The following is a 23,173-nucleotide window of genomic DNA, read 5'->3' on the forward strand; positions in this document are numbered from 1 at the left end:
CGGCGATACCGTTCCCGTGGGCGCACAAAGATTCGCGGGATTTAATTTTTGGTATTATATATGTTTTTATTTTGAGCTCAATGGGCCGCGGGCGATCGAAAAAAAGATCGATTCCGGGAGGATTGGATTAAAATGATCGAGGTGCCCGACCCCCGCCCTGGAAGCAGAGGGAGATCATGAAAACTATCGAGTCGGCCCGGCGCCCACTTCACGCGAGGCCGGAGAGCCCTCACGGTCACGTCCGAACCATTCTCCGCGACCTTTTGATCTCGGCCCGCCGGAAAATTTTCGACGCCCCCGCCCACCCCATTGAAAAACTACTTTGGCTCTCAGGACGCACCTGACTCCTCATGAACACCCGCCCTTCACCGGGCGGTGAGAGGGATCGAGGTGAAAGAAGTCACCAGCAGTTATGATGCAAAGGCGGTCGAGGCCTCTGCCCGAGAATTCTGGCGGGAACACGACACCTACCATACCGTAAAGGACCTGCGACAGTCAGGCAAACAGTTCTTCTTCGTGGACGGCCCGCCGTACACCACCGGCCACATCCACCTGGGCACCGCGTGGAACAAGATCATCAAAGACGCCATCCTCAGGCAGAAGCGGATGACCGGGCTCAACGTCATCGAGCGTGCCGGCTACGACATGCACGGCCTCCCCATCGAAGTGCAGGTCGAGCACGAACTCGGGTTCACCTCGAAGAAAGACATCGAAGCCTACGGTATCGACAAGTTCATCGAACGCTGCCGGGAGTACGCCCTCGCCAGGATGGAGGAGATGTCGGACCAGTTCAGGGAACTGGGCATCTGGCTCGACTTCGACAACCCGTACCAGACCCTCAAGAAAGAATATATCGAAGCGGCCTGGTGGACGCTCAAAGAGGCCGAGAAGAACGGGAAACTCGAACGCGGCCACCGCGTCGTGAACTGGTGCCCGCGCTGTGAGACGGCGATCGCCGACTCGGAAGTCGAATACGACGACGCCGTCGACCCCTCGATCTTCGTCAAGTTCCCGGTCAAAGGGGCGGAGAACGAATACCTCGTCATCTGGACCACCACGCCCTGGACCCTCCCGGCCAACGTCGCCATCGCCGTCCACCAGAAGATCACCTACGCCCTCGTCGCCGCCCGCAAGGACGGCCGCGAAGAGAACCTCTGGATCGCCAAAGACCTCGTCGAGAGCGTGCTCAAGAAAGGGAAATACCAGGACTACGACCTGCTCAAAACCCTGCCCGGCACCGACCTCGTCGGGACCGAGTACGAGTCCCCGCTCGTCGAGCAGGTGCCTCTCCAGGCCGAGATCCCGCACCGCGTCGTCCTCGCCGACTACGTCGCCCTCGAAAACACCGGGCTCGTCCACACCGCACCCGGCCACGGGTGGGACGACTTCCTCACCGGCCTGCGCGAAGGCCTCCCGATCTTCTGTCCCGTAGACGGCAGCGGGCGGTACACGAAGAAGGCCGGCGTCTTCGAAGGGCTCTACGTGAAGGATCCGGCGACGAACCAGCAGGTCCTCGACGCCCTCGGCGACCACCTCCTCCACGAAGGGAAGATCACCCACCGGTACGGCCACTGCTGGCGGTGCAAGACCCCGATCATCTACCGCGCCACCGAACAGTGGTTCATCAAGGCCTCGGAGATGCGCGACGACCTCCTCGCCGAGGTCGAGAAGGTCGACTGGTACCCGGACTGGGCCGGCAGCGCACGCTTCCACGACTGGGTCAAGGAGGCCCGCGACTGGTGCATCTCCCGCCAGCGCTACTGGGGCATCCCGATCCCGGTCTGGCAGTGCGACACCTGCGACCGGCGCGAGGCCTACGGGACCGTCGAAGAACTCGAGGCCGCGAGCGGCAGGCCGGTCAAAGACCCGCACCGCCCGTACGTCGACGAGGTCACGGTCCCGTGTTCCTGCGGCGGCACCATGCATCGCGTCTCCGACATCTTCGACGTCTGGTTCGACTCCGCGGTCGCTTCCTGGGCCACCCTCGGGTTCCCCGGAAACAAGGCGGAGTTCGAGAAATACTGGCCGGCCGACTTCATCACCGAAGGCCAGGACCAGACCCGCGGCTGGTTCTACTCGCAACTCGGCGCATCCATGGTCGCCTTCGGCCGCTCGCCGTATAAGTCGGTGCTCATGCACGGCTTCGCCCTCGACGCCGAAGGACGCAAGATGTCCAAGAGCCAGGGCAACGTCGTCGCCCCGGCCGAGGTGATCGAGAAGGGCGGGGTCGACGTGCTCCGCCTGTACGTCCTCTGGGCCAACGCACCCTGGGACGACATGAAGTTCAACTGGGACGGGGTCAGGACGGTCAACCGGGCGCTCAACATCCTCTGGAACGTCTACCGCTTCCCGCTGCCGTACATGACCCTCGACGGGTTCACGCCGGCGACCGCCGACGACGGCACCTGGGACGAGGACGGGGTCAGGGCACTGCTCGACGGCATGCCCGACGAAGACCGCTGGATCCTCTCGCGCGTCAACACCCTCTGCAAGGAGGTCAACGCCGACTTCGAGGAGTACAACCTCCACAAGATCACGAGGGCGCTCGTCACCTTCGTGCTCGAAGATCTTTCCAGGTGGTACCTCCAGATCGTGCGCCCGCGCATGTGGCTCGAAGAGGACGCACCCGAGAAGCGGTGCGCCTACGAGACGGTCTACTACGTGCTCCGCAGACTCGCCCAGCTCCTCGCGCCCTTCACCCCGCACCTCACCGAGGCGATCTACCGGAACCTCAGGTGCGAGGGCGACCCCGAGAGCGTACACATGCTCGACTGGCCCGAAGCCGACGACGCCCTCGTCGACGAAGACCTCGAAACCGCGATGGCCGTCGTGCAGAACTTCGACGACGCCGCCGCCACCGCGAGACAGGACGGAAAGCGCAAACTCCGCTGGCCGGTCGCCGAGGCGGTCGTCGCCACGAGTGCCGAGGAGGTCAAGGCGGCCGTCATCAGGCTCAACGACCTCTGCACCTCGCGGGCGAACGCGAAGAAGGTCGCGGTCGTCGGCGAACACTGGGACCGGATCGGGTGGCAGGCCGAACCGGTGATGCGTGCCATCGGCCCGAAGTTCGGGCGCGATGGGCCCAAGGTGAAGGCGGCGATCGAGGCGGCCGACGGGAACGCCCTGAAGGCCGCCCTGGCCGAGACGGGCGTCGCCGTGCTCGGCGAGATCGAGGTGACGCCCGAGATGGTCGCCTTCACCGAGGCGATGCCGGAAGGCGTCTTCGCCGCGGCGATGGAGAACGCCACCGTCTACGTCGACGTCAACCTCACGCCCGAGATCGAGGCCGAAGGCTTTGCCCGCGAGGTGATCCGGCGTCTGCAGGACATGCGCAAACAGCACGATCTCAAGGTGGACGACCACATCGCCGCCGAGATCGTCGTCGCCGACGTGAGAGTCGCCGACCTCGTGCGGAGCTGGGAGAAGGAGATCGCCGGCGAAGTGCGGGCCGCCGCCCTGGAGATCCACAACGGCGCCGCCCTGACCGGCGCGTGGGCGCTCACCGCCGAGTGGGAGGTCGAAGGCGTCGGAATGACGATGGGCCTCTCACTCGCCGAAGAGTGACCTGAGATATCGGCGGCCCTCAGGGGCCGAGAAAAGCGGCAGGTCTTCGTCGGCGACGACGCATCGGCGTTCGACGACGACCCGCTCCCCGGTGACGGGGTTCATCCCCTCTTTTGTATAGTGTCCGTGCCTCACCAGCGTGCCGCGCCGCTGCCATGCCGGGGTCTCGGCGAGGTTGACGCCGCGTGCAAACATCATCTCGTGCATTCCGGCCGCTTTCGTCCGGTTCAGTGCTGCGGCGACCTCGCGGGGCGGCAGGCCCTCGTCGAGGAGCGCGGCCTGGCAGTAGGCGTTGATGTGGTTGCGCCACGCCTCGGCCTGCCGCATACTAAGGTACTCCAGGGCGTACGACGGCGTCGCCGGGATCACGCGGCTGTCGAAGGCGACCGGAGCGTCCAGGCCCGCTTCCAGGGTGAAGGCGCTTGCCGCATACGAGGCCGCGACCGAATCGAGTTTCTCGACCCTCCCGCCGAAGGGGAGCGCATCGAAGTAGAGACTGATCTCGTCTGAGAAGGTGTAGGCACAGACGGGGTTGAGCCCGCTCTCCGCGAGGAGACGCCGGCACGTCCCGACCATCGCCGCGTGGAACCGGGCGTCGAAGGGTTTGACGCAGGTCCGGGTCAGGCCGTGAAAAGCCCGGCCGTCGAGACGGAGGATGACCGGAGGATAGATGGCAAGGTTTGAAAAAATCTCGTGGGTGTCCATGTTCCCGCGCGCCGGAGACCGGGAATTATTTCCTCGGTTCGGTGCCGGTCTTCCTGAAGGTGCTGGAGATGTGGCGGATGATGATGATGTCGCCGATGACCTTGATGATCCGGTACGGGATAAGGTAGCCGCGGTGGCCCTTGGGATCGGCGATCTCGGGGTTGAGGTTGCCGACGGCGATCGACTCGATCTTCTTGCCGTCGATGTCGAGGAGGACATCGTCGACGTCTCCCACATAGACCGCTTTCTCGGTATAGACGTTCATCCCAAAGAGATCTGTGACCTGTGTCTTCATCGCTATCGGTTCAAGGTATAGACTATAAACGTTAAAAAGACTATCATTCGCCATGAACGGATCCCTCAAGATCGGGCACCTATTCGGGATTCCCATCTATCTTCACTGGACGTTCCTGCTGGTCATCCCCCTCTTCGCCTGGATCATCGGCAGCCAGATCGTGCTCACGACCGAGTTGCTGGCCGACCTCTTCGGGCTCGAGATCACGATGACCTACTATCTCCAGGGGTGGATGCCCTACATCCTCGGGACGCTGGTGGTGCTGGGACTTTTCGCCGGGGTGCTGGTCCACGAACTGGCGCATTCGCTGGTGGCGAAGTCGAAGGGGATCACGATCCATTCGATCACCCTGCTCATCTTCGGCGGCGTGGCGTCGATGGAGGAGGAGATGCCCGACCCGAAGGTCGAACTCCCGATGGCCCTGGTCGGGCCCTTGACGAGCGGGGCGATCGGCGGGATCTTTCTGGCGATCACCTACGGGATCGCGGCGGCGGCGGGGGCCGGGGCGGTGGACGCCGCGACGGCCGGGGTGTTCATCTTCTTCTTCGGCTACCTCGCGCTCCTCAACATCATCCTCTTCCTCTTCAACCTGCTCCCGGCCTTCCCGATGGACGGGGGCCGGGTGCTGCGGGCGTGGCTGGCGAAGAAGATGCCGCTGCACCAGGCGACGAAGATCGCCGCCGACGTGGGCAGGGGGTTCGCGGTCTTCTTCGGGATCTTCGGGTTCCTGGTGCTCAGCCCGATCCTGGTCATCATCGCCTTTTTCATCTATATCGGGGCGAACCAGGAGGCGACGATGGTCCGCTACAACTTCCTGCTCAAGGACGTGGTGGTCAAGGACGTGATGAGCGCTCCGGTGACGACGGTGCGCCCTGACCAGCCGGTGATGGAGGTGGTGCAGATGATGTACGAGACGAAGCATCTGGGGTTCCCGGTGATGGAGCGCGGGGCGGTGGTCGGGATGGTGACGCTCGGCGACGTGCATGCGGCGCCGCCGCTCGACCGAGAGGCGATGCAGGTGCGCGACCTGATGTCGCGCGAGGTGGTGATGCTCAAGCCGTCGGCGCCGCTGACCGATGCGATGCGGATCATGTCCAGGTCGGGGATCGGGCGCATCCCGGTGATGGAGGAGGGGGAGTTGGTCGGGATCGTGACCAGGACCGATGTGCTCACGACGCTGGAGATCAAGGAGGCGTGAGGGCCGATCAAAAAAGATGGCGCTCATCCGATCCATCCTTCATCCGGCCCCCGAAAATCGTCGTTGCAGCGGCACGGGGGCGGCCACCCCTCGGCGAAAGCTATGCATTCGGCTCTGTTGGAATCCACGATTCCTCTCCTCATGACAGGGAGGGTGATGGAACCAGGCACCTCGCCGCCCCTCGGCTATCTTCGCCGTGGGGGTTCCGGGGGGTCTCCCCCCGACGATGATGGCACGTTTGCACCTGGTTTGCACCGTATTTGCACTGAGGATGTGCAAAGCAAGGGGACGAAGGAACGGCCCCGGAGTACCTATTCTAAAGAGAGGAGAGAGATCTCTCTCTCCTATAGTACTCTATTGCACCAGAATGAGGATGCACCCACCACCCCTGATCGGTCGGGGTCTCCGGGTGAGGGTGGGTGCGAACGGCGTTCGGGTGCACATGACGATCATTATCCTAACGATATCGCCCTGATCAAGAAACAGGGCTATAAGGTGCCCCCGTTCGGTGGCACTTTCAGAGTGCAACCCGGTGCAATCCAGTGCACATGTGCAAACAAGGTACTGCCGCTCCCCGGCGTCCTGGACCACCGGGAGTTCACGCGGGTGAAGAGCGATCTCGGCCGCTGCGACGTGTGCGACGGGGGACGGGCGGTGCACCGGTCTGGTGACGGGCGGGTGGTGCTGTGTGAGGGGTGTTATGCCCGGCTGGTGCGGGCGTGGAACCGGGGGAAGGGAGTGAGCGGGTGATCCTGGGTGGTGAATGCCCGTCGCAATTGAAGTGCGGGGATCAGTATCAGCAGCAGACTCGGCATCCATCCGGTCATCGAACCCCACGAGATCGACGGCAAACATGTCGTCATCGTCACCGTCGAACAGAGCCGCACCCCCGTCGCCTGTGACGGTCGGTATTACACCCGCGTCGGCGACACCACCCGCGAGATGCTCCCCGACGAACTACGAGGCTTTTTCCAGCAGAGCATCGAATGGGACAGCGTCGTCGGGACGTTCGACCCCGATGAGATCGACGGGGAGAGCGTCGGGCGGTTTCTCGCCCTCGCCCGCACGGCCGGCCGGATCACGGCCGTCGACCCCGACGAATCGGTCGACGCCGTCCTTCGCCGCCTCGGCCTCATCAGGGACGGCTGCATCACCAACGGCGCCGTCGTCCTCTTCGGCAAGGATCCGCAGAAATATTTCCCGAACACCGTCCTCAGGATCGGCAGGTTCAGGCGGGCCGACATCATCATCGGCGACCACGAGATCAGGGGTAATCTCTTCTCTCAGTTCGAGGAAGCAGAGAGGATCATCAAGAACTATATCGGCGTCCGCTACGACATCTCAGAGGAGGCGATGCAGGAGTCCTTCCAGAGGAAGGAGGTCTGGGAATACCCTCTCCCGGCGATCCGTGAGGCCCTGCTCAACGCGCTCATCCATCGGGACTACTTCAACAACACCGTCCAGACGCAGGTCAGGATCTTCGACGATGCCATCCGCTTTCACAACCCGGGCCGCCTCCCCGAGGGCGTCACCATCGAGATGATCCTCAGGGAACACTCTTCCTATCTGCGCAACCCGAAGGTTGCAGATGTCTTTTATCGTGCCGGACTCGTGGAGCGTTACGGGTCGGGGATCGAACGGATCATCCGGGCACTGAAGGAGGAAAAACTGCCCGCACCCGAGATCGTCAGCACGCCCCTCGGCTTCACGATCACCATGCGCACGAGTCCCTTCACCGATGGATTTCTGCAGGAACTCGGTCTGAACGATCGGCAGATCGCGGCCTTTTCCTTCCTCAAGGAGCATGGCGCCATCACCAACGGCCAGTATCAGAAACTCAACTCCGTCGTCGCCAGCACCGCACTGAAAGACCTGAACGACATGGTCACAAAGCATGTCCTTGAACGACGGGGCACGTCGCGGCGGGACATGCACTATGTCCTCGTTCGGGGAGGCGAGGGGTCACCGTGATGATGCGTGATGAACGCGTGATGATGCGTGATGAACGCGTGATGATGCGTGATGAACGCGTGATGATGCGTGATGAACGCGTGATGATGCGTGATGAACGCGTGATGATGCGTGATGAACGCGTGATGATGCGTGATGAACGCGTGATGATGCGTGATGAACGCGTGATGAACGCGTGATGAACGCGTGATGATGCGTGATGATGCGTGATGAACGCGTGATGATGCGTGATGAACGCGTGATGAACGCGTGATGATGCGTGATGATGCGTGATGATGCGTGATGATGCGTGATGATGCGTGATGATGCGTGATGAACGCGTGATGATGCCACAGACCTGATCGCAAGAAACCTATCGCCAGCAGGGACGACGCTTCACCCCCACCCCATCACCTTTACCACCACGGCGACGATCCCGCCCACGATCCCGCCGGCGCCGACGGCGGCCCTTCGTTCCCTGCCCTCCTCACCGGCCCGCTCGCTCTGCCAGTTCTCAAGCACGCGGAGCCGCCCCTCCATCTCGGCGTCGCGTTCTTCCATCCGCTCCAGCGTCCGGCAGATCCACTTCACATCCCGGTTCGTCTCGACGATCATCTCCCGCAGGTCCCGTTCGGCGGCCATGTGCATCACCCAAACGTTTTATATGACTATTGCGATAAAGACAGATTAATATTACTTATAGTAATAGTATCTCTTAGCCTGCGAACATCCCGGGACTTTCCAGGCAGGAGAGAGAAGAGCAATGGCAGACTTTGTCCTGTCCACCACGAACAAGACGTCGGTGCGCAAACTCACCGCACCGATCGTCGATGCCGCCACCTTCAACGGCATCATCGAGAACATCCTGACGAACAACCCCTGGGGATGCACGCCCTGGGAGGGCGCCGGCGTCTCCCACGACGGCGTCGAGAAGGCCGCCGAGAACTACACGGCCCGCATCGTCTACGAGGACGAGTTCGGCGACGTGCTCGGCAACGCCTCGGCCCGTGCGCCGGACCTTGCCGGGTTCAACGCGGCGAAGACCGAACTCCTCGGCAACGAAGCGCTCGAGACCGCGGTCGGGGGGACGGCCGTCGCCGACTCGGGCAGCGAGTCGTACGCCTGCCGCCTCCGCTGCCACGACGCCGGCGGCGAGGTCTACTTCGTCGCCTTCACCCGCACCTCGGTGCGGATCTCAAGTTACGAGAACGATGCGATCCGCGATGCGATCGAGACCTGGGCCGACGGGGTCGCCGCCCTCGCGTGAACGGTCCCTCGACCGCTTCATTTTTTCTGTTCATCCCTCGTCGTCGACGGGCCGCCGTGAGCCGTCCCACTTTTGATTTTGAAGAACAGTCAAAGAACCACTCACCGACCCGGACAAAAAAAAACAGGGGGATCCTCTCCCCCATCTCTTCCATCTTTCCCCTCAGGCCATCGCACCGCCAGCGACCGCCACCGCGGCGACCATCACGATGAGAACGATGAAGAGCCCGAAGAGGACGACCATCGGCAGGACAACAGCGACCGCCGCCTTCCCGGTCGTGGTGTCGTGGAACTCCCTGATCCCGATGACCGCGAGGACCAGCGTCCAGATCGTGGCAAGGAAACCGAGAACCGGGATCCACCCGAAGAGCAGGCCGGGGGTGGAGGCGTACGCCAGAGCCTTGATGGTCGCTTCGAGACCGTTCCCGCCGACGAGGAGGGCGACGAGGACGTGGACGATGAGGCCGATGACAAAGAGGCCGATGATCTCGCCGATGAACGTCCCGACGATCGCACCGATACCGGCGCCGATGCCGGTCACGGTCCCCATGCCGGGGATATCGGCGTACGACGAACCGAACCCGGCCATCGTCATGATCCCGACGAGGACGGCGTTCACCGCGAGGATGGCGACGAAGTACGTGAGCACCTCGCCGAGGTCGTCACCCCGTGTGTTCCTGAAGGTCTCTACCGGGTCCATGATGAACCCTTTCGCTTTTTCGACGATGTCAGGTGACATGATAGAAATGCAAAGCGTTTGGATTTATGTTTTCCGGGCATTTTGCATTTCTTTTCCTGAATAAAATTAGCAGAGCAAAATTTCCCCTCAGCCGTCACGCACCCGATCGGATTTCATGATCGCCCGCCCTCGCCGCGGCGCGAAGACGACGGGAAGGCGTGATGATCCGAACGTGCCGCCCCCCGTCACGACGTCTGTTCTGCCGTCTCCCGAGAAGATAGGGCGGGGGCGGCACGATGTGGGATTCCTGCTGAAAAAAGATCGACACTCTCCCGTCCCGGTTCTATCTTCGGGGTCATGTTAACGGGAAGGTGTCGTGATCGGATCACGCCGTCCCCTCATCATCGATCTCTTCTGCCGTTTCGCGCGAGGATAGAGCGGGGGACGGCGATGAAGTAGTGTGCTCTCTCCCGTCCGGTTCAATCTTCGGGGTCATGACAACGAAACGGCGTCATGATCAAACCATGCCGTCCCACCTTCACCGGATCTGTTCTGCCGTTTCGCGAGAGGATAGGACGGGGGACGGCGATGAAGTAGTGTGCTCTCTCCCGTCCGGTTCTATCTTCGGGGCCATGACAACAGGACGGCGTGATGATCAGACCGTGCCGTCGCCCATCACCGAATTTTTCCGCCGTCTCGCGAGAAGATAGGCCGGGGCTGGCAAGGGAGTGTGATCCCGCTGAAAAAAGATCGGCACTCTCACGTCCCGGTTCTATCCTCAGGGTCGGGACGACAGGACGGCGTGGTGATCAGATCACGCCGCCCCTCTCGGACGATCGTTCCTGCCATCTCGCGAGAAGATAGGGCGGGGACGGCGAAGAGTGGTGTGCTCCTGTTGCAAAAGGATCAGCACTCTCCCGTCCCACTTCTATCCTCGGGGTCATGACACCAGGAAAGATGCGATGATCAAACCATGCCGCCCTCTATCGCACGATCGTTCCCGCCGTCTCGCGTGAGGACGGGGATCGGCGGCGCAGAGGGGGCCTCACTCGAACGAGAGATACTCCTCCACCCTGGTCTTCCCCGCGACCTTCCTGAAGCCCGCGAGGTCCCTGAACGGCCGCTTCACGATCACCTTCGGCACCGTCTTCTTCCCAAGACCCGGGATCCAGCGGAGGGCGGTGTGCGGGAGGGTGTTCACCGGGATCGGTGCCGGGAGGGCGGTGATGGAACGGTGGCCCCATCCGACGACGACGGCGTCGAGCGCGGTGCCGGCGGGCACCTGGAGCGGGAGGCCGACGAGGATCGGGTACGACCCCATCTGCCGCCCGAAACTCGTCGCCCCCGGTTTCTCGACCCCCACGTCCCTGAGTAGCGTCCCGGCCGGGAAGACCCGCTGGAGCATCGGGAGGTCGAAATGCTTGTGCACCCACTCCTTGAACGCCCGGAACTCACGGGCATGCTTGCCCAGGGTGTTCTCCTCGTAGGCCCTGGTCCCGGCAAAGGGCATCAACTGCCTGATGTTCACCCGGCGGACCATCAGCCCGGCGTCGAGCACCTGCTGCAGGAAGGCCCGGTTCTGCTCGTAGGTCGCCGGCGTCTCGCCGGCCAGACCGCAGACAAAGTTGATCCCGGGCAGGAGGTCGGGCACCCCGTTCCGGCGTGCGCCGCCGACCTCGTTGACGATCTCGACGGCCCGCAGGACGGCGTCGGGCAGGGCCTTGAGGTTGTTTGCCGCGATCACCGCCGGGTCCGCGGTCTCCATCCCGAAGGCGGCGACGTCGCCCGGCGTGTGGCCGGCGACGATCGCCTGGAGGGCGGCGCGGCTCTCCTCCTCGTGGCGGGCGATGGTGCCGGGGTTGACGTTGTCGATGTGGAGCGTTTCGAGATCTGGCGCCGCCGCACGGACCCTGGTGAAGAGATCTTCGATGAGGTCGGGGCGCGGCCGCGGGAACTCCGCATCGCCGCCGGTCCCGTAGGCGAGGAGGTCGGGCTGTCGGCCGAGCCTGAAGTGGCGGGCGCCGGCCTCGTGGAGGGCCGCCACCTCGGCGGCGAGGCCGGAGATTGAGCGGTAACGCGGGAGGCCGTAGAAGGGTTCGGTGCAGAACGAACACCCGCCGCACGCCGCACGGGCACACCCCTGCGCCGTCTCGAGTTCGACCATCACCCGCGGGAACATCGGGTGCTCGGCCACCACGCCGGCGCCGAGGACGCTCCAGCGGTCGATATCGGCATAACTCGCCGTCCCCTCGGGCTCGCCGCCCGAGAGAAGAGCGTCGAGGGCGGCCGACGGCGACCCCCTGAGCAGGTGGTCGAACCCCGCGACCGCCGTCTCGACCGCCTTCGCCCCGCCCTGCGGAGCGTACCCGAACCCGATCGGCCCGCCGATCACCGTCGTCGGCCCGCGCAGGAGGGTGCCGATCTGCGAGAGTTCGGTGAGGGTCGCGGGCGTGCCGGCGAGATATTTGCCGGGCACCGTGATCCCGGCGATCACGAGAAGCAGCGCGGCGTTTGCAGCGGTGCGGAGGAGCGTCGGGTCGTCGCGGACGGCGTCGATGGTGGTGTAGCGGACGGCGTAACCGTGCTCCCTGAGCACGCCGGCGCAGTACCTGATATACGGAGAAATATAGGGCGGGACGCCGAGACAGGCCGGTTCGTCCACATACCCGTCCAGAATAAACGCTTCAGAGGTCATGACCGAGGAGGGCGAGGAGACGGCGCGCCCAGGCCAGTTTGCCGCGCTTGACCGGGTCGACGCCCGTGTCGTCGAGGTCGAAGCCGACGAAACGCACGGCGGTTGCCCCGAGGGCGTGGGCCGTGAAGGCCGCACGGTCGCCGTCCGAGAACCCGCCGAAGTTGTGGATCCGTCCGAAAGGTGCGGCCTGCGTCGTCCCGACCAGCGGCCCGACAAACCGCGGCGTCCAGTTGCGGACGAGCGGGATGTTGTCGCCGTGGGCGTGGACCACGACGATCGTCCCGGCCCGGTTCATCTCGATGAGCACGTCGGTCGCCCCGTCCAGGTCGGTGAAGACGGCGTCGGGCCTGACGCCGCGGGCGGCGAGCACCTCGGCGGCGGCGTCGGCGGCCAGCACCGTCCCCTCGATCTCCTCGATCTCGTCCGGGAGACAAGGGGCGTTCCCGCAGACCGTGACCGTCTTTCCTTCGATGAGGGCGCGAAGCGCCGGGAGGTCGTCGCGGGAGAGCAGACCGGCAAGCACCCGCGCCGCCTCCTCGTCGCCTTCGCGTTCGAAGGCGAAGTACGCGAGAATTTCCTCGTAGAGCGGCTCCCACTCCTCAAACTTCATGCTTCGCCTCGTCTTCCAGCCCCACGATCCGCCGGATCTTGGTGAGAATGGGGTCGATGACCAGTTCGAGGAGGTCTTCCTTCTCCTTGACCATCGAGAAATAGTTGAGCGGGATCGCGGCCGCCGCCATGTTGGCATGCCCGCCGGCCTCGCCCATCCCGGCGAAGGCCTCCTCGAGCACCTTGCCGATATGGATTCTGATGTCCCGGTTCCGCGCCGAGAAGATGATGTTTGCGTCGGTGATCCCGTAGACGACGGCGGTGTTCACGCCTTCGAGGTTGATGAGGATGTCGGCGGCCTGCGGGACGGCGTCGCGGTTGCGCAGGTAGCCCACGTTCGTGAAGAGGTAGCCGGAAAAGACTTCCCGGCCCTTGATCGCGTTCCCGAGCACGTCCAGGGTCTCCTGCGAGACCGCCGGGGACATGATCTTGTCCAGGATATCGCGGTCGGTGAGCGGGAGGAGGAACGCCGCGTAGTTGAGGTCCTGGGGCGTGATGTTGCGCCTGAAGTCGCGGGTGTCGGCCCGGATCCCATACAGGAGCGCGGTCGCCACCTTCTTGCCCACCGGGATGTCGAGTTCCTGGAGGTACTGGGTCATGATGCTCGCCGTCGCGCCCATGCCGGGCCTGATATCGACGAAGTCGACCGCCGTGGTGTCGTGGGTCCCGTTCTTGTGGTGGTCGATGATGATGTTGACCCGCGCCTCTTTCTCGAGGGCGTTGTTCACGCCAGGCGCCGAGGAGTCGACCAGCGCGAGGTGGTCGCAGTCGGCCAGGACCTCGGGAGTGATCTTCTCCATCGTGATGTCCAGGAGGTTGACGAAGGCGCGGTTCTCCTGGTGGCCGATGTTCCCGTCGTACAGGATCCTGGTCACCAGCGCGCCGCCGGTGGCGTCGTGCGCGATCGCCGCGAGCGCCATCGCGCTCGAGACCGAGTCCGGGTCGGGGTTGGTGTGGGCGACGACCCCGAGGGTCCCCTCCCACGAACCGAGAAGGTCGTAGAGTTTGCGGGCGATCCGGGATGCCGAGAGACGCCTGATGTGGTGGACGGCGCTCTTGGCGACGACCTCCTGCGGGTAGAGGACGACGTCGGCCCCGGAGGCGGTGAGCATGTCCTTGCTCACCGGGTCGGTGGCGCGGGCGATGAGGTGCGCACCGGGATATTTGCCCTCGACGGCCCTGACTACGGCAAGGTTGGCATCTTTGTCGTTGGTGAGCACAAAAACGACTTCAGGAACCGGGAGGTCGTCGAGGACATCAGAAGCGGTGAGGTCGCGGACAATTGCTTCGTATTTCTGGTCGCGGAGATCTTCGACGCGTTTCTCGTCTTTGTCGAGGATCAGTATCGAATCGGTCTCCTTGAGGAGTTCCTCGATGATATTGTATCCCATGCTTCCGCAGCCGCAGATGAGGTATTTGATCTTCCCGGCCGACCCGGGCTGAGCTGCATCGGCCATTCAAGAGAGGTAGGTCGTGACCGGATAATTAACCATCGCCGCAATCTATATATGGTAATTAGACTAACATATTAGAGTCAAAGCACAGGGGCCTGTAGCTTAGTCAGGCATAGCGACGGACTCTTAATCCGTAGACCAGGGGTTCAAATCCCTTCAGGCCCGTTCCTTTTTGCTCTGATGGTTTTCTGCATTCTCACCATCCACAAGTGCGGGCGCTCCAATGGACGCCGATATCTCAGGAGAACTATTTTCATCGCACGATAATAAAGAGGGGTATCTCTCGGCCTTTCCGGCCGTCTCGCGGGAGGACAGGCGGGGAAGGTATAGTTTGGTGTGTTCCTCCGAAAAATGATCAGCCCTCTCCGATCCGGTTCTATCTCCGGGGTCATGCTGACAGGAAAGCGTACTGATCAGAACGTGCCGTCCCCTATCACGGGGTCTGTTCTGCCGTCTCGCGAGAAGATAGCCGAGGGACGGCGAAGAGCGATGTGCCCTTCTCCCGTCCTGGTTCTATCCTCGGGGCCATGCCGACAGGGCAGCGTGCCGATCAGAACGTGCCGTCCCCTATCGCACGATCGTTCCCGCCGTCTCGCGAGAAGATAGCCGAGGGACGGCGAAGAGCGATGTGCCCTTCCCCCGTCCCGGTTCTATCCTCGGGGCCATGCCGACAGGACGGCGTGCCGATCAGAACGTGCCGTCGCCCTCTCGCACGATCGTTCCCGCCGTCTCGCGAGAAGAGAGGGCGCGGGCGGCAATGAAGTGGTGGTCCCATCGGTGTCCTGCTCTGAAGAGGGAGCAGGGGCCCATGCCTGCTCCAGAGACCCACGATCATGGTCAATTCTCCAGAACCGGAATACGAAATTTTTCTCAAGAAGAGATATTGAGAGGGCTCACCGCCCCACCGCCACGAGCATCTCCTCAAGCGACGGGTAGCGCGACTCCACCCGCTCCACCCGTCCGCCCGCGGCGGTGACCATCGCGGTGACGGCGTGCATCCCCTCGACGTCCCCGGCCTCCGCGAGGTACACCCCCTCGGCCCGTGAGTACGAGAGATCAGGATCGAGGAGACCGGCATCCAGCACCGTGAAGTAGATCGCATAGGTGAGCGACCCGAAACGCTCCCGCAGTTCGGCCATCGTCCCGAAGGCCTCGATCCGGCCGCGGCGCAGGATCATCACCCGGTCGCAGATCGCCTCGACCTGAAAGAGGTTGTGGGCCGAGAGGACGATCGTCTTGCCCTCCGCCCCGAGGCCTTTGAGGAACTCGCCGATGAACCGCCCGGTCATCGGGTCGAGACCTGAGGTCGGTTCGTCGTAGACCAGGAAGGACGGATCGTGGATGAGGGAGCGCGCGATCGCGACCTTGCGGCGCATCCCCTTCGAGAGTTCGCCGATCTTTTTTTCACCGGGATCGAGGGAGAGCGAATCGAGGAGCCGCTCGGCCCTTACCCGCACCGTCGCCCGGTCCAGGCCGTAGATCTCGCCGAAGAAGAGAAGATAGTCGTGGACCCGCATCGTCTCGTAGAGCCGCGACTCCTCGGGCAGATAGCCCAGGGTCTGCTTGAGCGCCGACGGGTCGGCGAGGACGTCGGCCCCGCCCACCGAGAGGCGCCCGGCCGTCGGGAGCGAGAGCCCGGAGAGGATCTTGAGGAGCGTCGTCTTCCCGGCGCCGTTGTGCCCGACGATCCCGAGCACCTCCCCGTCCTCCAGGTCGAAACTCACGCCGTCGAGGGCGCGGAAGGCCCCGTACTCCTTCGCCAGGTCGTGTGCCGCGATCATTCCGGGGAAGAGTCTGGCCGGAAACCGGATAAATCATATCATATTCAGACCAACCCCAAGAGCAGGAGTCGATCGAGATCAGTATTCGCACCGCCCTCACCATCGCCCGGTGGGAGACGAAACGCTCTCTCACCTCGATGAGCAGAGAAGTCCTCCCCGTCACCGCCGTTCTCCTCCTCGCCCTCCTCCTGGCCACCGGCCTCACCGCCCAGGGTGGGATCCACCTCCACGACGGGATCTACACCGCCGCCACCGACGACGAGGCAGCCGCCGCCATCCTCGCGGGCGACCCCAGGTTCTCGACCACCTCTACCGACCTCGCCGCCATCCTGATAGACCCGGACCGCTACGACCTGATCGTCACCGACGGACAGGTCTGGGTCGCGAGAACCGCGAAAGGCGAGGCCGCGCTCGCCGCCTTCGAGACCACCTACCGCCATTACCAGAATACCATATACGGCACCGCCGACGACCTCTTCGCCGCCTACCCTCTCTGGATCGACACCGTCGAGGTGAGAAGCGAACTCGACTTCACCGCCACCGAGGCCGGACAGAGCGCCGGGATGCAGCGGGCGCCCAGGACCGTTCCCAGGCCCTCGGGTCCGGTCGAGGCCGTCCCGACCCCGGCGGCCGGCCTTGCCGGCATCGACGAGGACGCCCTCAGGGAGACGGCCGCCAGGGCCCCCGCGAGCACCGACCAGGTGGACCGCGTCCTCGGCACCGGGTCGCAGGACGAACCCGAACTCGGGCGGTTCAAGACCCCCGCTCAACTCGCCCCGGCCCTCCCCTTCGACTCGCTCGTCTACGTCTTCGTCTTCATCTTCCCGCTCTACTTCACCTCCCAGTTCTTCATGATGGCCATCGCCAACGAACGGAGCGGGCGGCGGGGCGAGGTGCTCCTCTCCACGCCCGCCGGACCGGGAACGATCATCGCGGGCAAGGCCCTCCCGTACTTCCTGCTCATGCTCGCCGTCTCGGCGGCGATCCTCCTCGTCACCGGCGGCCCGCTCACCGTCCTCCTCCCGCTCGTCCCGGTGATCCTCTTCTTCCTCGCCGCCGCCCTCCTCATCGGCATGACCGCCCGGAGTTTCAGGGAACTCTCCTTCCTCTCCATCTTCTTCTCGACCGTGATGACCGCCTACCTCTTCTTTCCCACGGTCTTCGCCAACGTCCACGCCGTCAGCCTCGTCTCCCCGCTCACCCTCGTCGTCCTCCTCTTCCAGGGGAGCGGGTTCGGCGCGGCCGACTATGTCTACGCCACCGCCCTCTTCTACCTCGGGACCGCCGCGGTCCTCTTCCTCTGCGTCAAAAACTTCAACGAAGAACGACTCTTCTCGCAGGAACGTCTCACCGCCAAGATCGTCGGCTTCGTTGCAGGAGCGATGAACAAAAACCATCCCTTCGCCTCCCTCGTCGCCCTCAACGCCCTCTCCATCCCGCTCGTCTTCATGGTCCAGATGATGTACCTGGTCCTCCTCTTCAACCTCCCCATCCCCTTCTCGCTCGTCTGCCTCATCCTCCTCGCCGCCCTCACCGAGGAGGTCTTCAAGTCGGTCGGGATCGCCGCCCTCTTCAGGCGGCAGGGAGGGGCGCCCGGATGGAAGACGCTCGGCCTCGCCGCCGCGGCGACCGGCCTGGGGTTCCTCCTCGGCGAGAAACTGCTCCTCTTCGTGATGCTCTCCCAGGTCACCGGCTCGGTCTTCGGCGACGTCCTCTTCTCCGGCGTCGGCCTCCTCTGGATGCCCTTCCTCCTCCACACCGCGGGCGCCGCGATCGTCGCCGCCTACCTCAAGATCGGCGGGACAAAGGTCTACCCCTTCGGGGTGCTCACCGCCGCCGGCGTCCACGCCCTCTATAACTTCATGCTCATCGGAGGTGCCCTATGATGAACGCACGTCATATCTGGACCGTCGCAAAAAAAGATCTCCGCGGCGTGAAGAGCGAGCGGACGATCGTGCTCGCGATCCTCCTCCAGGTCTTCATCGCCATGTTCTCCTCCTTCCTGGTCGTCGGCCTCACCTCGCTCTACGACCCGGCGGCCCTCGGCGAACAGGCCGGGGGACTCGCGGTGGGGTACGCCGGCGCCGACTCGGCGCTCGCCGACCTCCTCGAAGAACCGGGAGGGTTCACGGTCTATTCGATGGACCTCTCCGAGGCGGTCGCCGCCCTCAAGGAACGGCAAATCTCGGCCGTGGTCTATGTCCCCGACACCCGGCCCGACGCCGAGGAACCGGTGAAGGTCACGCTCTACACGATCAAAAACGACATCCAGGGCGCCGCAGCGGCGGCCGGTCTGAAAGAAGCCTTCGAGGCCTACGAAGAAGACCTCAGGAGCGTGCGGGCCGGTCGGCTCGCGACCGTCCCGGTCGACCTCGCCGCGCCCGAGACGGCAGGCGGGCAGACCTTCTTCCTCTTCGTCTACGGCCTCCTCGTCCCGCTCCTTCTCTTCATGCCGGCGATCATCTCCGCAAGCCTGGTCATCGACTTCGTCACCGAGGAGTACGGGGCGCAGACCCTCGAGACGCTCCTCGCCACCCCGGTCACCTTCACCGAGATCTTCTGGGGCAAGGTGCTCGCCGCATGGCTCCTGGTCCCGCTGCAGGCCGGGGCGTGGCTTCTTCTCCTGGCGGCGAACGGGATCCACATCCGGAACATGCCCGCCGTCCTCCTCCTGGTCTCGGCGGCGTCCCTGGCCCTCATCCTCCTCGGCGGGGTGGCGGCCCTCCACTACCGCGAGCGGACGGCGGCCCAGTTCGTCTACTCGACCGCCCTCGTCGCGGCGATCCTCGCCGTCCTCGCCGTCCCCGGCAACCCGGCCCACCTCCTCGTCCTCCTCTCGGCCGGCGCCGCCGGGGCGTGGGAGCACGCGATGGTCCTGGCCTCGGTCCTCGGGGCCGTTCTCCTCGCCCTCCTTGCCGGGCGGTACGCCCGGGCGGTCGGGGTCCGTGCCCGCGGGTGAGAGGGGCCGACCACCTGAGATCCCTGCAATCTCATACATAAAAAATCAGAGATATACAAAAAATACGGCTAAGGTTCGGAAAAAAAGAGGAAAAAGTAAATAGAAAAACTTGGAAGTGAAAGTAGATCCACTATGGACAGACGTAGACTGATTCTGACCGGAGCAGTCCTGATGCTCCTCATCCTTGCCGCACCTGTCGCCGCAAACTCTGTTGGCGGCGACGAGGCGTGGATCAAGGTCCGCTGCAACATCGACGGTGCAGTGGTATATTTCGACAACGACTACAAGGGCACGATCGAGAGCGGCGAGTTGAACGTAGCCGTCCTCACGACGGCCGCCCCGTACCACACGGTAAAGGCCCAGATGGACGGCTACTACACGGCGTCGGCACCCATCGGCGGGTACCCCGCGGTCGGTGAGACCAGCACCGTCTACCTCACCCTCAACCCGGTCCCGACCCCGGCCCCGCCGACCACCGGCACCCTCTCGGTGAGTTCCTCGCCGAGCGGTGCGAAGGTCTATGTGGACGGCGCGTATTACGGCCGGACGCCCCAGAAGGTCACCGGGCTTGCCGCCAAAAGCCACACCCTCGAGGTGCGCCTCGACGGCTACGACACCTGGAGCAGTTCCCAGCGCGTGAAGGCCGGCGAGACCACCAGCGTCCGTGCCGACCTGAACCCGCACGTCAACTACGGCTCGATCTACGTCACCTCCAGCCCGTCGGGTGCGAAGGTCTACCTGGACGGGACGTACGAGGGCAAGACCCCGCGGACCATCACCGGGATCAGCGAGGGCCGTCACTATATCGAACTCGAAGAGGCCGGGTACCAGGAGTGGACCGGGCCGGTGACGGTCGTCGCAGGGCAGCAGACGTATGTCTCGGCCACCCTCAACTCGAACCCGAAACCGGTCTCCGGGACCATCGACGTCTTCTCCAATCCCGTAGGGGCCTACATCTACCTTGACGGCGAGTATCAGGGCCAGACCTACCCGGAGGGCTACGTGATCATCGGCGTCACGCCGGGCACCCACACCGTCACCCTCAAACTCACCGGGTACAAGGACGTCTCCTCGTCGGTGAACGTGAACTCGGGACAGGATTCGTCGGTGAGGATGACCCTCGAACCCGCGGTCCCGTCGGGCGACACCGGGTCGATGGAGATCACCTCCACGCCGGCAGGGGCGGAGGTCTACCTGAACAACGAGTACTGGGGCGTGACCCCGGTGACGCTCCGTGACCTGACGACCGGCAGTTACACCGTCACCCTCAAACTCGCCGGCCACCCGGACTGGTCGACGACCGCCCAGGTGAACGCGGGTGCGAAGACCCCGGTCGCGGCACAGTTCGCCGAGCCCGCACCGACGCAGCAGTCCCCGGCGCCGCTCCTCCCGGTCCTCGGTGCGCTTGCCCTCTTCGGGTGCATCGCAGCCCGGATGCGGCACTAAGATTTTTTTTCTTTTTTTTGAGTTCTGTCGAGATCATATCCTGACAACCCCTCCTCGCGGCCATCCCCCCTATCGCAATTTCTGGGTTCTCGGGGTCATGACGGAGGGACGGCACGGGTTGGTGTGCGCCTCGAAAGAATGATCGGCTCTCTCTGATCCGGTTCCATCTTCGGGGTCGCAAAAGCGGGACGGCGTGACGATCCGGGGTGCCGTCCCCGATCACCGGGTCTGTTCTGCCGTCTCGCGAGAAGATAGGACGGGGGACGGCAACAAAGATCGACCGTCTCCCGTCCGCTCCTATCTTCGGGGTCATGTTAACGGGGCGGCGTCATGATCAAACCATGCCGTCCCCTCATCACTGAATCTGTTCCGCCTTCTCGCGAGAGGATAGGACGGGGGACGGCACGTCACTTGATTCACCCGAAAAATGATCAGCCCTCTCCGATCAGGTTCTATCTTCGGGGTCATGCTGACAGGAAAGCGTACTGATCAGAACGTGCCGTCCCCTGACCTCCACCATGGCGATGGGCGGGGGATCGGCGTCCGGCGGATCCGATGAGAGTCACCCGTTTTCGATCGGGTCCCTGCCGTCCCCCGTCGATCTTCATGATGAGGGGGGCAGGGGGCCTACCTCCCAGAAAATTCCCCGCCACCCTGATCGCATCCTTCAAGAGTCCTGCAACCGATAGATTACACGATGAAAACCGTGGTCATCTCCCCCGAGATCGCCACCTATGGCGCCATGCTCATCGGCGGGGTGGTACGGGACGCGGGACACGAGGTCCGGCTCTCGACCGCTCTTGCCGCCGGCGACGCCGGGGCGGTGCTCCTCAGTCTGTACTCGACGCAGCACCTGATGGACCCGGCGGTGAAGGCGTTCGTCGCCTCGGTGCGAGAGGAAGGGAAACGCTGCTATGTCGGCGGTCCGGTCTCGGCGTACCCCGAGTACGTGCTCGGCGAACTCGCGCCCGATGCGGTGGTCGTGGGCGAAGGGGAGGAGACGGTGACGAGGCTCCTGGAGGACGGGGTCTCGCCCGACCTGCCGGGGATCGCCTACCTCGACGCGGGCGGGCGGACGGTGCTGACCCCGCCGGCACCTCCGGCGCCGGTGCGGCACCGTTCGATGCCCCTCATCCCGCCGACCATCGGGCAGCAGTCGGTGCGGGGGGCGAACGTGTATATCGAGACGCACCGCGGATGCACCGGGGCCTGCACCTTCTGCCAGGTGCCGCGGTTCTTCGGCCGCGAGATCAGGAGCCGCGACCTCGATGAGGTGCGGGCCGAGGCGCGGGCGTTCAAAGAGATGGGCGTCAGCCGGGTCTCGGTCTCAGGCGGAACCGGGTCGCTGTACGGCTACGACGGCACGACGATCAATAACGACGCCGTCATCGCTCTCCTCGAGGTGCTCGCCGAGGAGTTCGGGCCGAAGAACGTCTCGGCACCCGACATCAGGGTGGACGCCCTCACCGACGAGGTGCTGGAGGCGATCAAGAAGTACACCATCGGCTGGCTCTTCTTCGGGTTCGAGTCGGGGAGCGATTCGGTGCTCAGGCAGATGGGCAAGGGGGTGACGGTCGAGCAGATGCACGAGGCAGTGGCGTGGTCGCGGCAGCACGGGCTCAAGGTCGCCGGGTGCTTCATCGTCGGGTATCCGACCGAGACACCGGAGGACTACGAGGCGACGAAGGCGTTCGTCGAGGAGGAGATGCTCGATGACGTCTTCATATCGGTGGCCGAACCGATCCCGAAGACGCCGCTCGCCGACCTCGTCCTGCGCACGCCGCACGAGGAGAACCCCGTCTACGTCCCGCACGCCGGTGAATATCACTCGCTCCATCTCACCGAGGCGGAGGCGCGGTGGTTCGACCTCTCGATGCATGCCGATATGTACAAACCTCTTCTGCATGTGGTCACCGACGAGGTCTTCAATGTCTATCTCACCGAGGCGAGGAAGCAGGGCGAGGATGTGCGACGGGTGACTGGGTTGATCGAGAAGTACGACGGAGCGTGAGACCGATAACCGGTGAGCGGATCACCGTCCTCAGAACCGACATCACCGCCCTTGACGTCGACGTGATCGTGAACGCCGCGAACACCTCGCTCCTCGGCGGCGGCGGGGTGGACGGCGCCATCCACCGGGCCGCGGGGCCCGGTCTCGCCGAGGAGTGCCGGGCGCTGGGCGGGTGCCCGACCGGCGAGGCGAAGGTGACCGGCGGCCACCGTCTCCCGGCACGATGGGTGGTCCACACCGGCGGCCCGATCTGGCGGGGCGGGGGGAAGGGCGAGGACGAACTCCTGGCCTCGTGTTATCGGCGGTCCCTTGAGGAGGCCGAACGCCTCGGTGCACGGACGATCGCCTTCCCCGCGATCTCGACCGGAGCCTACGGGTTCCCGGCGGAACGGGCGGCACAGATCGCGGTGCGGACGGTCCGGGCCTACCAGGAGGAGCACGCCGGGGCGCCGGCGGTCGTGCTGGTGGCATATTCGCCGGCCTCAGAGCAGGTGCTCAGGGCGGCGGTCGAAGAAGCAAAGAAGGAATAGGTGTTGGGAACGCCCGGTCTTCCGGCCGGGA

At 64.2% G+C, this 23,173-nt stretch carries 20 protein-coding genes and 1 tRNA gene; 12 read left to right on the plus strand and 9 right to left on the minus strand.

Annotated features, from left to right (window positions below; translation table 11 throughout):
• Positions 1-390 precede the first annotated feature (390 nt).
• The gene (gene ileS, locus E2N92_RS05775) at positions 391-3,564 is read left to right on the plus strand and encodes an isoleucine--tRNA ligase (protein ID WP_220682736.1); all 3,174 of its coding nucleotides are present in this window, start codon (positions 391-393) and stop codon (positions 3,562-3,564) included.
• On the opposite strand, the gene E2N92_RS05780 is transcribed toward ileS, so the two are convergent.
• Positions 3,547-4,269, minus strand: coding sequence for a tRNA(His) guanylyltransferase Thg1 family protein (locus E2N92_RS05780; RefSeq protein WP_220682737.1), 723 nt, complete (start codon positions 4,267-4,269; stop codon positions 3,547-3,549). The genes ileS and E2N92_RS05780 overlap by 18 nt on opposite strands.
• Positions 4,270-4,294: 25 nt before the next feature.
• Positions 4,295-4,564 (minus strand): PRC-barrel domain-containing protein, encoded by a 270-nt coding sequence (locus E2N92_RS05785; RefSeq protein WP_220682738.1) that lies wholly within the window; start codon positions 4,562-4,564, stop codon positions 4,295-4,297.
• A gap of 52 nt (positions 4,565-4,616) precedes the next feature.
• On the opposite strand from E2N92_RS05785, the gene E2N92_RS05790 reads away from it, so the two are divergent.
• From E2N92_RS05790 to E2N92_RS05805, 4 genes are all read left to right on the plus strand, one after another.
• A complete protein-coding gene (locus E2N92_RS05790) occupies positions 4,617-5,762 on the plus strand; it encodes a CBS domain-containing protein (protein WP_220682739.1) in 1,146 nt (381 codons plus the stop codon).
• 522 nt (positions 5,763-6,284) lie between these two features.
• The gene (locus E2N92_RS05795; RefSeq protein WP_246589331.1) at positions 6,285-6,512 is read left to right on the plus strand and encodes a hypothetical protein; all 228 of its coding nucleotides are present in this window, start codon (positions 6,285-6,287) and stop codon (positions 6,510-6,512) included.
• A 192-nt stretch (positions 6,513-6,704) separates the two neighbouring features.
• Positions 6,705-7,733, plus strand: coding sequence for an ATP-binding protein (locus E2N92_RS05800; RefSeq protein ID WP_220682740.1), 1,029 nt, complete (start codon positions 6,705-6,707; stop codon positions 7,731-7,733).
• Entirely contained in the window at positions 7,733-7,912 is a 180-nt protein-coding gene (locus tag E2N92_RS05805) for a hypothetical protein (RefSeq protein ID WP_220682741.1), read from the plus strand. The genes E2N92_RS05800 and E2N92_RS05805 overlap by 1 nt, the downstream gene beginning before the upstream one ends.
• A 196-nt stretch (positions 7,913-8,108) precedes the next feature.
• On the opposite strand, the gene E2N92_RS05810 is transcribed toward E2N92_RS05805, so the two are convergent.
• Positions 8,109-8,354, minus strand: a complete 246-nt coding sequence (locus E2N92_RS05810) for a hypothetical protein (protein WP_220682742.1) — start codon at positions 8,352-8,354, stop codon at positions 8,109-8,111.
• Between the two features lie 121 nt (positions 8,355-8,475).
• Between E2N92_RS05810 and E2N92_RS05815 the strand changes: the two genes are divergently transcribed.
• Entirely contained in the window at positions 8,476-8,979 is a 504-nt protein-coding gene (locus E2N92_RS05815; RefSeq protein ID WP_220682743.1) for a hypothetical protein, read from the plus strand.
• Between the two features lie 162 nt (positions 8,980-9,141).
• On the opposite strand, the gene E2N92_RS05820 is transcribed toward E2N92_RS05815, so the two are convergent.
• From E2N92_RS05820 to E2N92_RS05835, 4 genes are all read right to left on the minus strand, one after another.
• The gene (locus E2N92_RS05820) at positions 9,142-9,717 is read right to left on the minus strand and encodes a YIP1 family protein (protein ID WP_220682744.1); all 576 of its coding nucleotides are present in this window, start codon (positions 9,715-9,717) and stop codon (positions 9,142-9,144) included.
• Positions 9,718-10,702: 985 nt separating this feature from the next.
• Complete coding sequence (locus E2N92_RS05825) at positions 10,703-12,352, minus strand: radical SAM protein (protein ID WP_220682745.1); 1,650 nt, start codon at positions 12,350-12,352, stop codon at positions 10,703-10,705.
• Positions 12,342-12,962, minus strand: coding sequence for a 6-hydroxymethylpterin diphosphokinase MptE-like protein (locus tag E2N92_RS05830; protein ID WP_220682746.1), 621 nt, complete (start codon positions 12,960-12,962; stop codon positions 12,342-12,344). Before E2N92_RS05830 ends, E2N92_RS05825 begins: the two co-directional genes overlap by 11 nt.
• Positions 12,952-14,418: a DHH family phosphoesterase gene (locus E2N92_RS05835; RefSeq protein WP_220682747.1), complete on the minus strand. Its 1,467-nt coding sequence runs from the start codon at positions 14,416-14,418 to the stop codon at positions 12,952-12,954. Before E2N92_RS05835 ends, E2N92_RS05830 begins: the two co-directional genes overlap by 11 nt.
• An 88-nt stretch (positions 14,419-14,506) precedes the next feature.
• Here E2N92_RS05835 and E2N92_RS05840 point away from each other — a divergent pair.
• Positions 14,507-14,580 (plus strand) — tRNA-Lys (locus E2N92_RS05840).
• A 522-nt stretch (positions 14,581-15,102) separates the two neighbouring features.
• On the opposite strand, the gene E2N92_RS13705 is transcribed toward E2N92_RS05840, so the two are convergent.
• Entirely contained in the window at positions 15,103-15,225 is a 123-nt protein-coding gene (locus tag E2N92_RS13705) for a hypothetical protein (protein ID WP_281425801.1), read from the minus strand.
• Between the two features lie 83 nt (positions 15,226-15,308).
• A complete protein-coding gene (locus E2N92_RS05845; protein ID WP_220682748.1) occupies positions 15,309-16,196 on the minus strand; it encodes an ABC transporter ATP-binding protein in 888 nt (295 codons plus the stop codon).
• Positions 16,197-16,333: 137 nt separating this feature from the next.
• Between E2N92_RS05845 and E2N92_RS05850 the strand changes: the two genes are divergently transcribed.
• From E2N92_RS05850 to E2N92_RS05870, 5 genes are all read left to right on the plus strand, one after another.
• Entirely contained in the window at positions 16,334-18,082 is a 1,749-nt protein-coding gene (locus E2N92_RS05850) for an ABC transporter permease (protein WP_246589332.1), read from the plus strand.
• The gene (locus E2N92_RS05855) at positions 18,082-19,155 is read left to right on the plus strand and encodes an ABC transporter permease (protein ID WP_220682749.1); all 1,074 of its coding nucleotides are present in this window, start codon (positions 18,082-18,084) and stop codon (positions 19,153-19,155) included. Before E2N92_RS05850 ends, E2N92_RS05855 begins: the two co-directional genes overlap by 1 nt.
• 132 nt (positions 19,156-19,287) lie before the next feature.
• Positions 19,288-20,601: a PEGA domain-containing protein gene (locus tag E2N92_RS05860; protein ID WP_220682750.1), complete on the plus strand. Its 1,314-nt coding sequence runs from the start codon at positions 19,288-19,290 to the stop codon at positions 20,599-20,601.
• Positions 20,602-21,298: 697 nt separating this feature from the next.
• Complete coding sequence (locus E2N92_RS05865; RefSeq protein WP_220682751.1) at positions 21,299-22,612, plus strand: methyl-coenzyme M reductase glutamine C-methyltransferase; 1,314 nt, start codon at positions 21,299-21,301, stop codon at positions 22,610-22,612.
• Positions 22,609-23,142 (plus strand): O-acetyl-ADP-ribose deacetylase, encoded by a 534-nt coding sequence (locus tag E2N92_RS05870; protein ID WP_220682752.1) that lies wholly within the window; start codon positions 22,609-22,611, stop codon positions 23,140-23,142. Before E2N92_RS05865 ends, E2N92_RS05870 begins: the two co-directional genes overlap by 4 nt.
• Positions 23,143-23,173: the final 31 nt, after the last annotated feature.

Origin of the sequence: Methanofollis formosanus (assembly GCF_019633745.1) — an archaeon.
In the GTDB taxonomy this organism is placed as follows: domain Archaea; phylum Halobacteriota; class Methanomicrobia; order Methanomicrobiales; family Methanofollaceae; genus Methanofollis; species Methanofollis formosanus.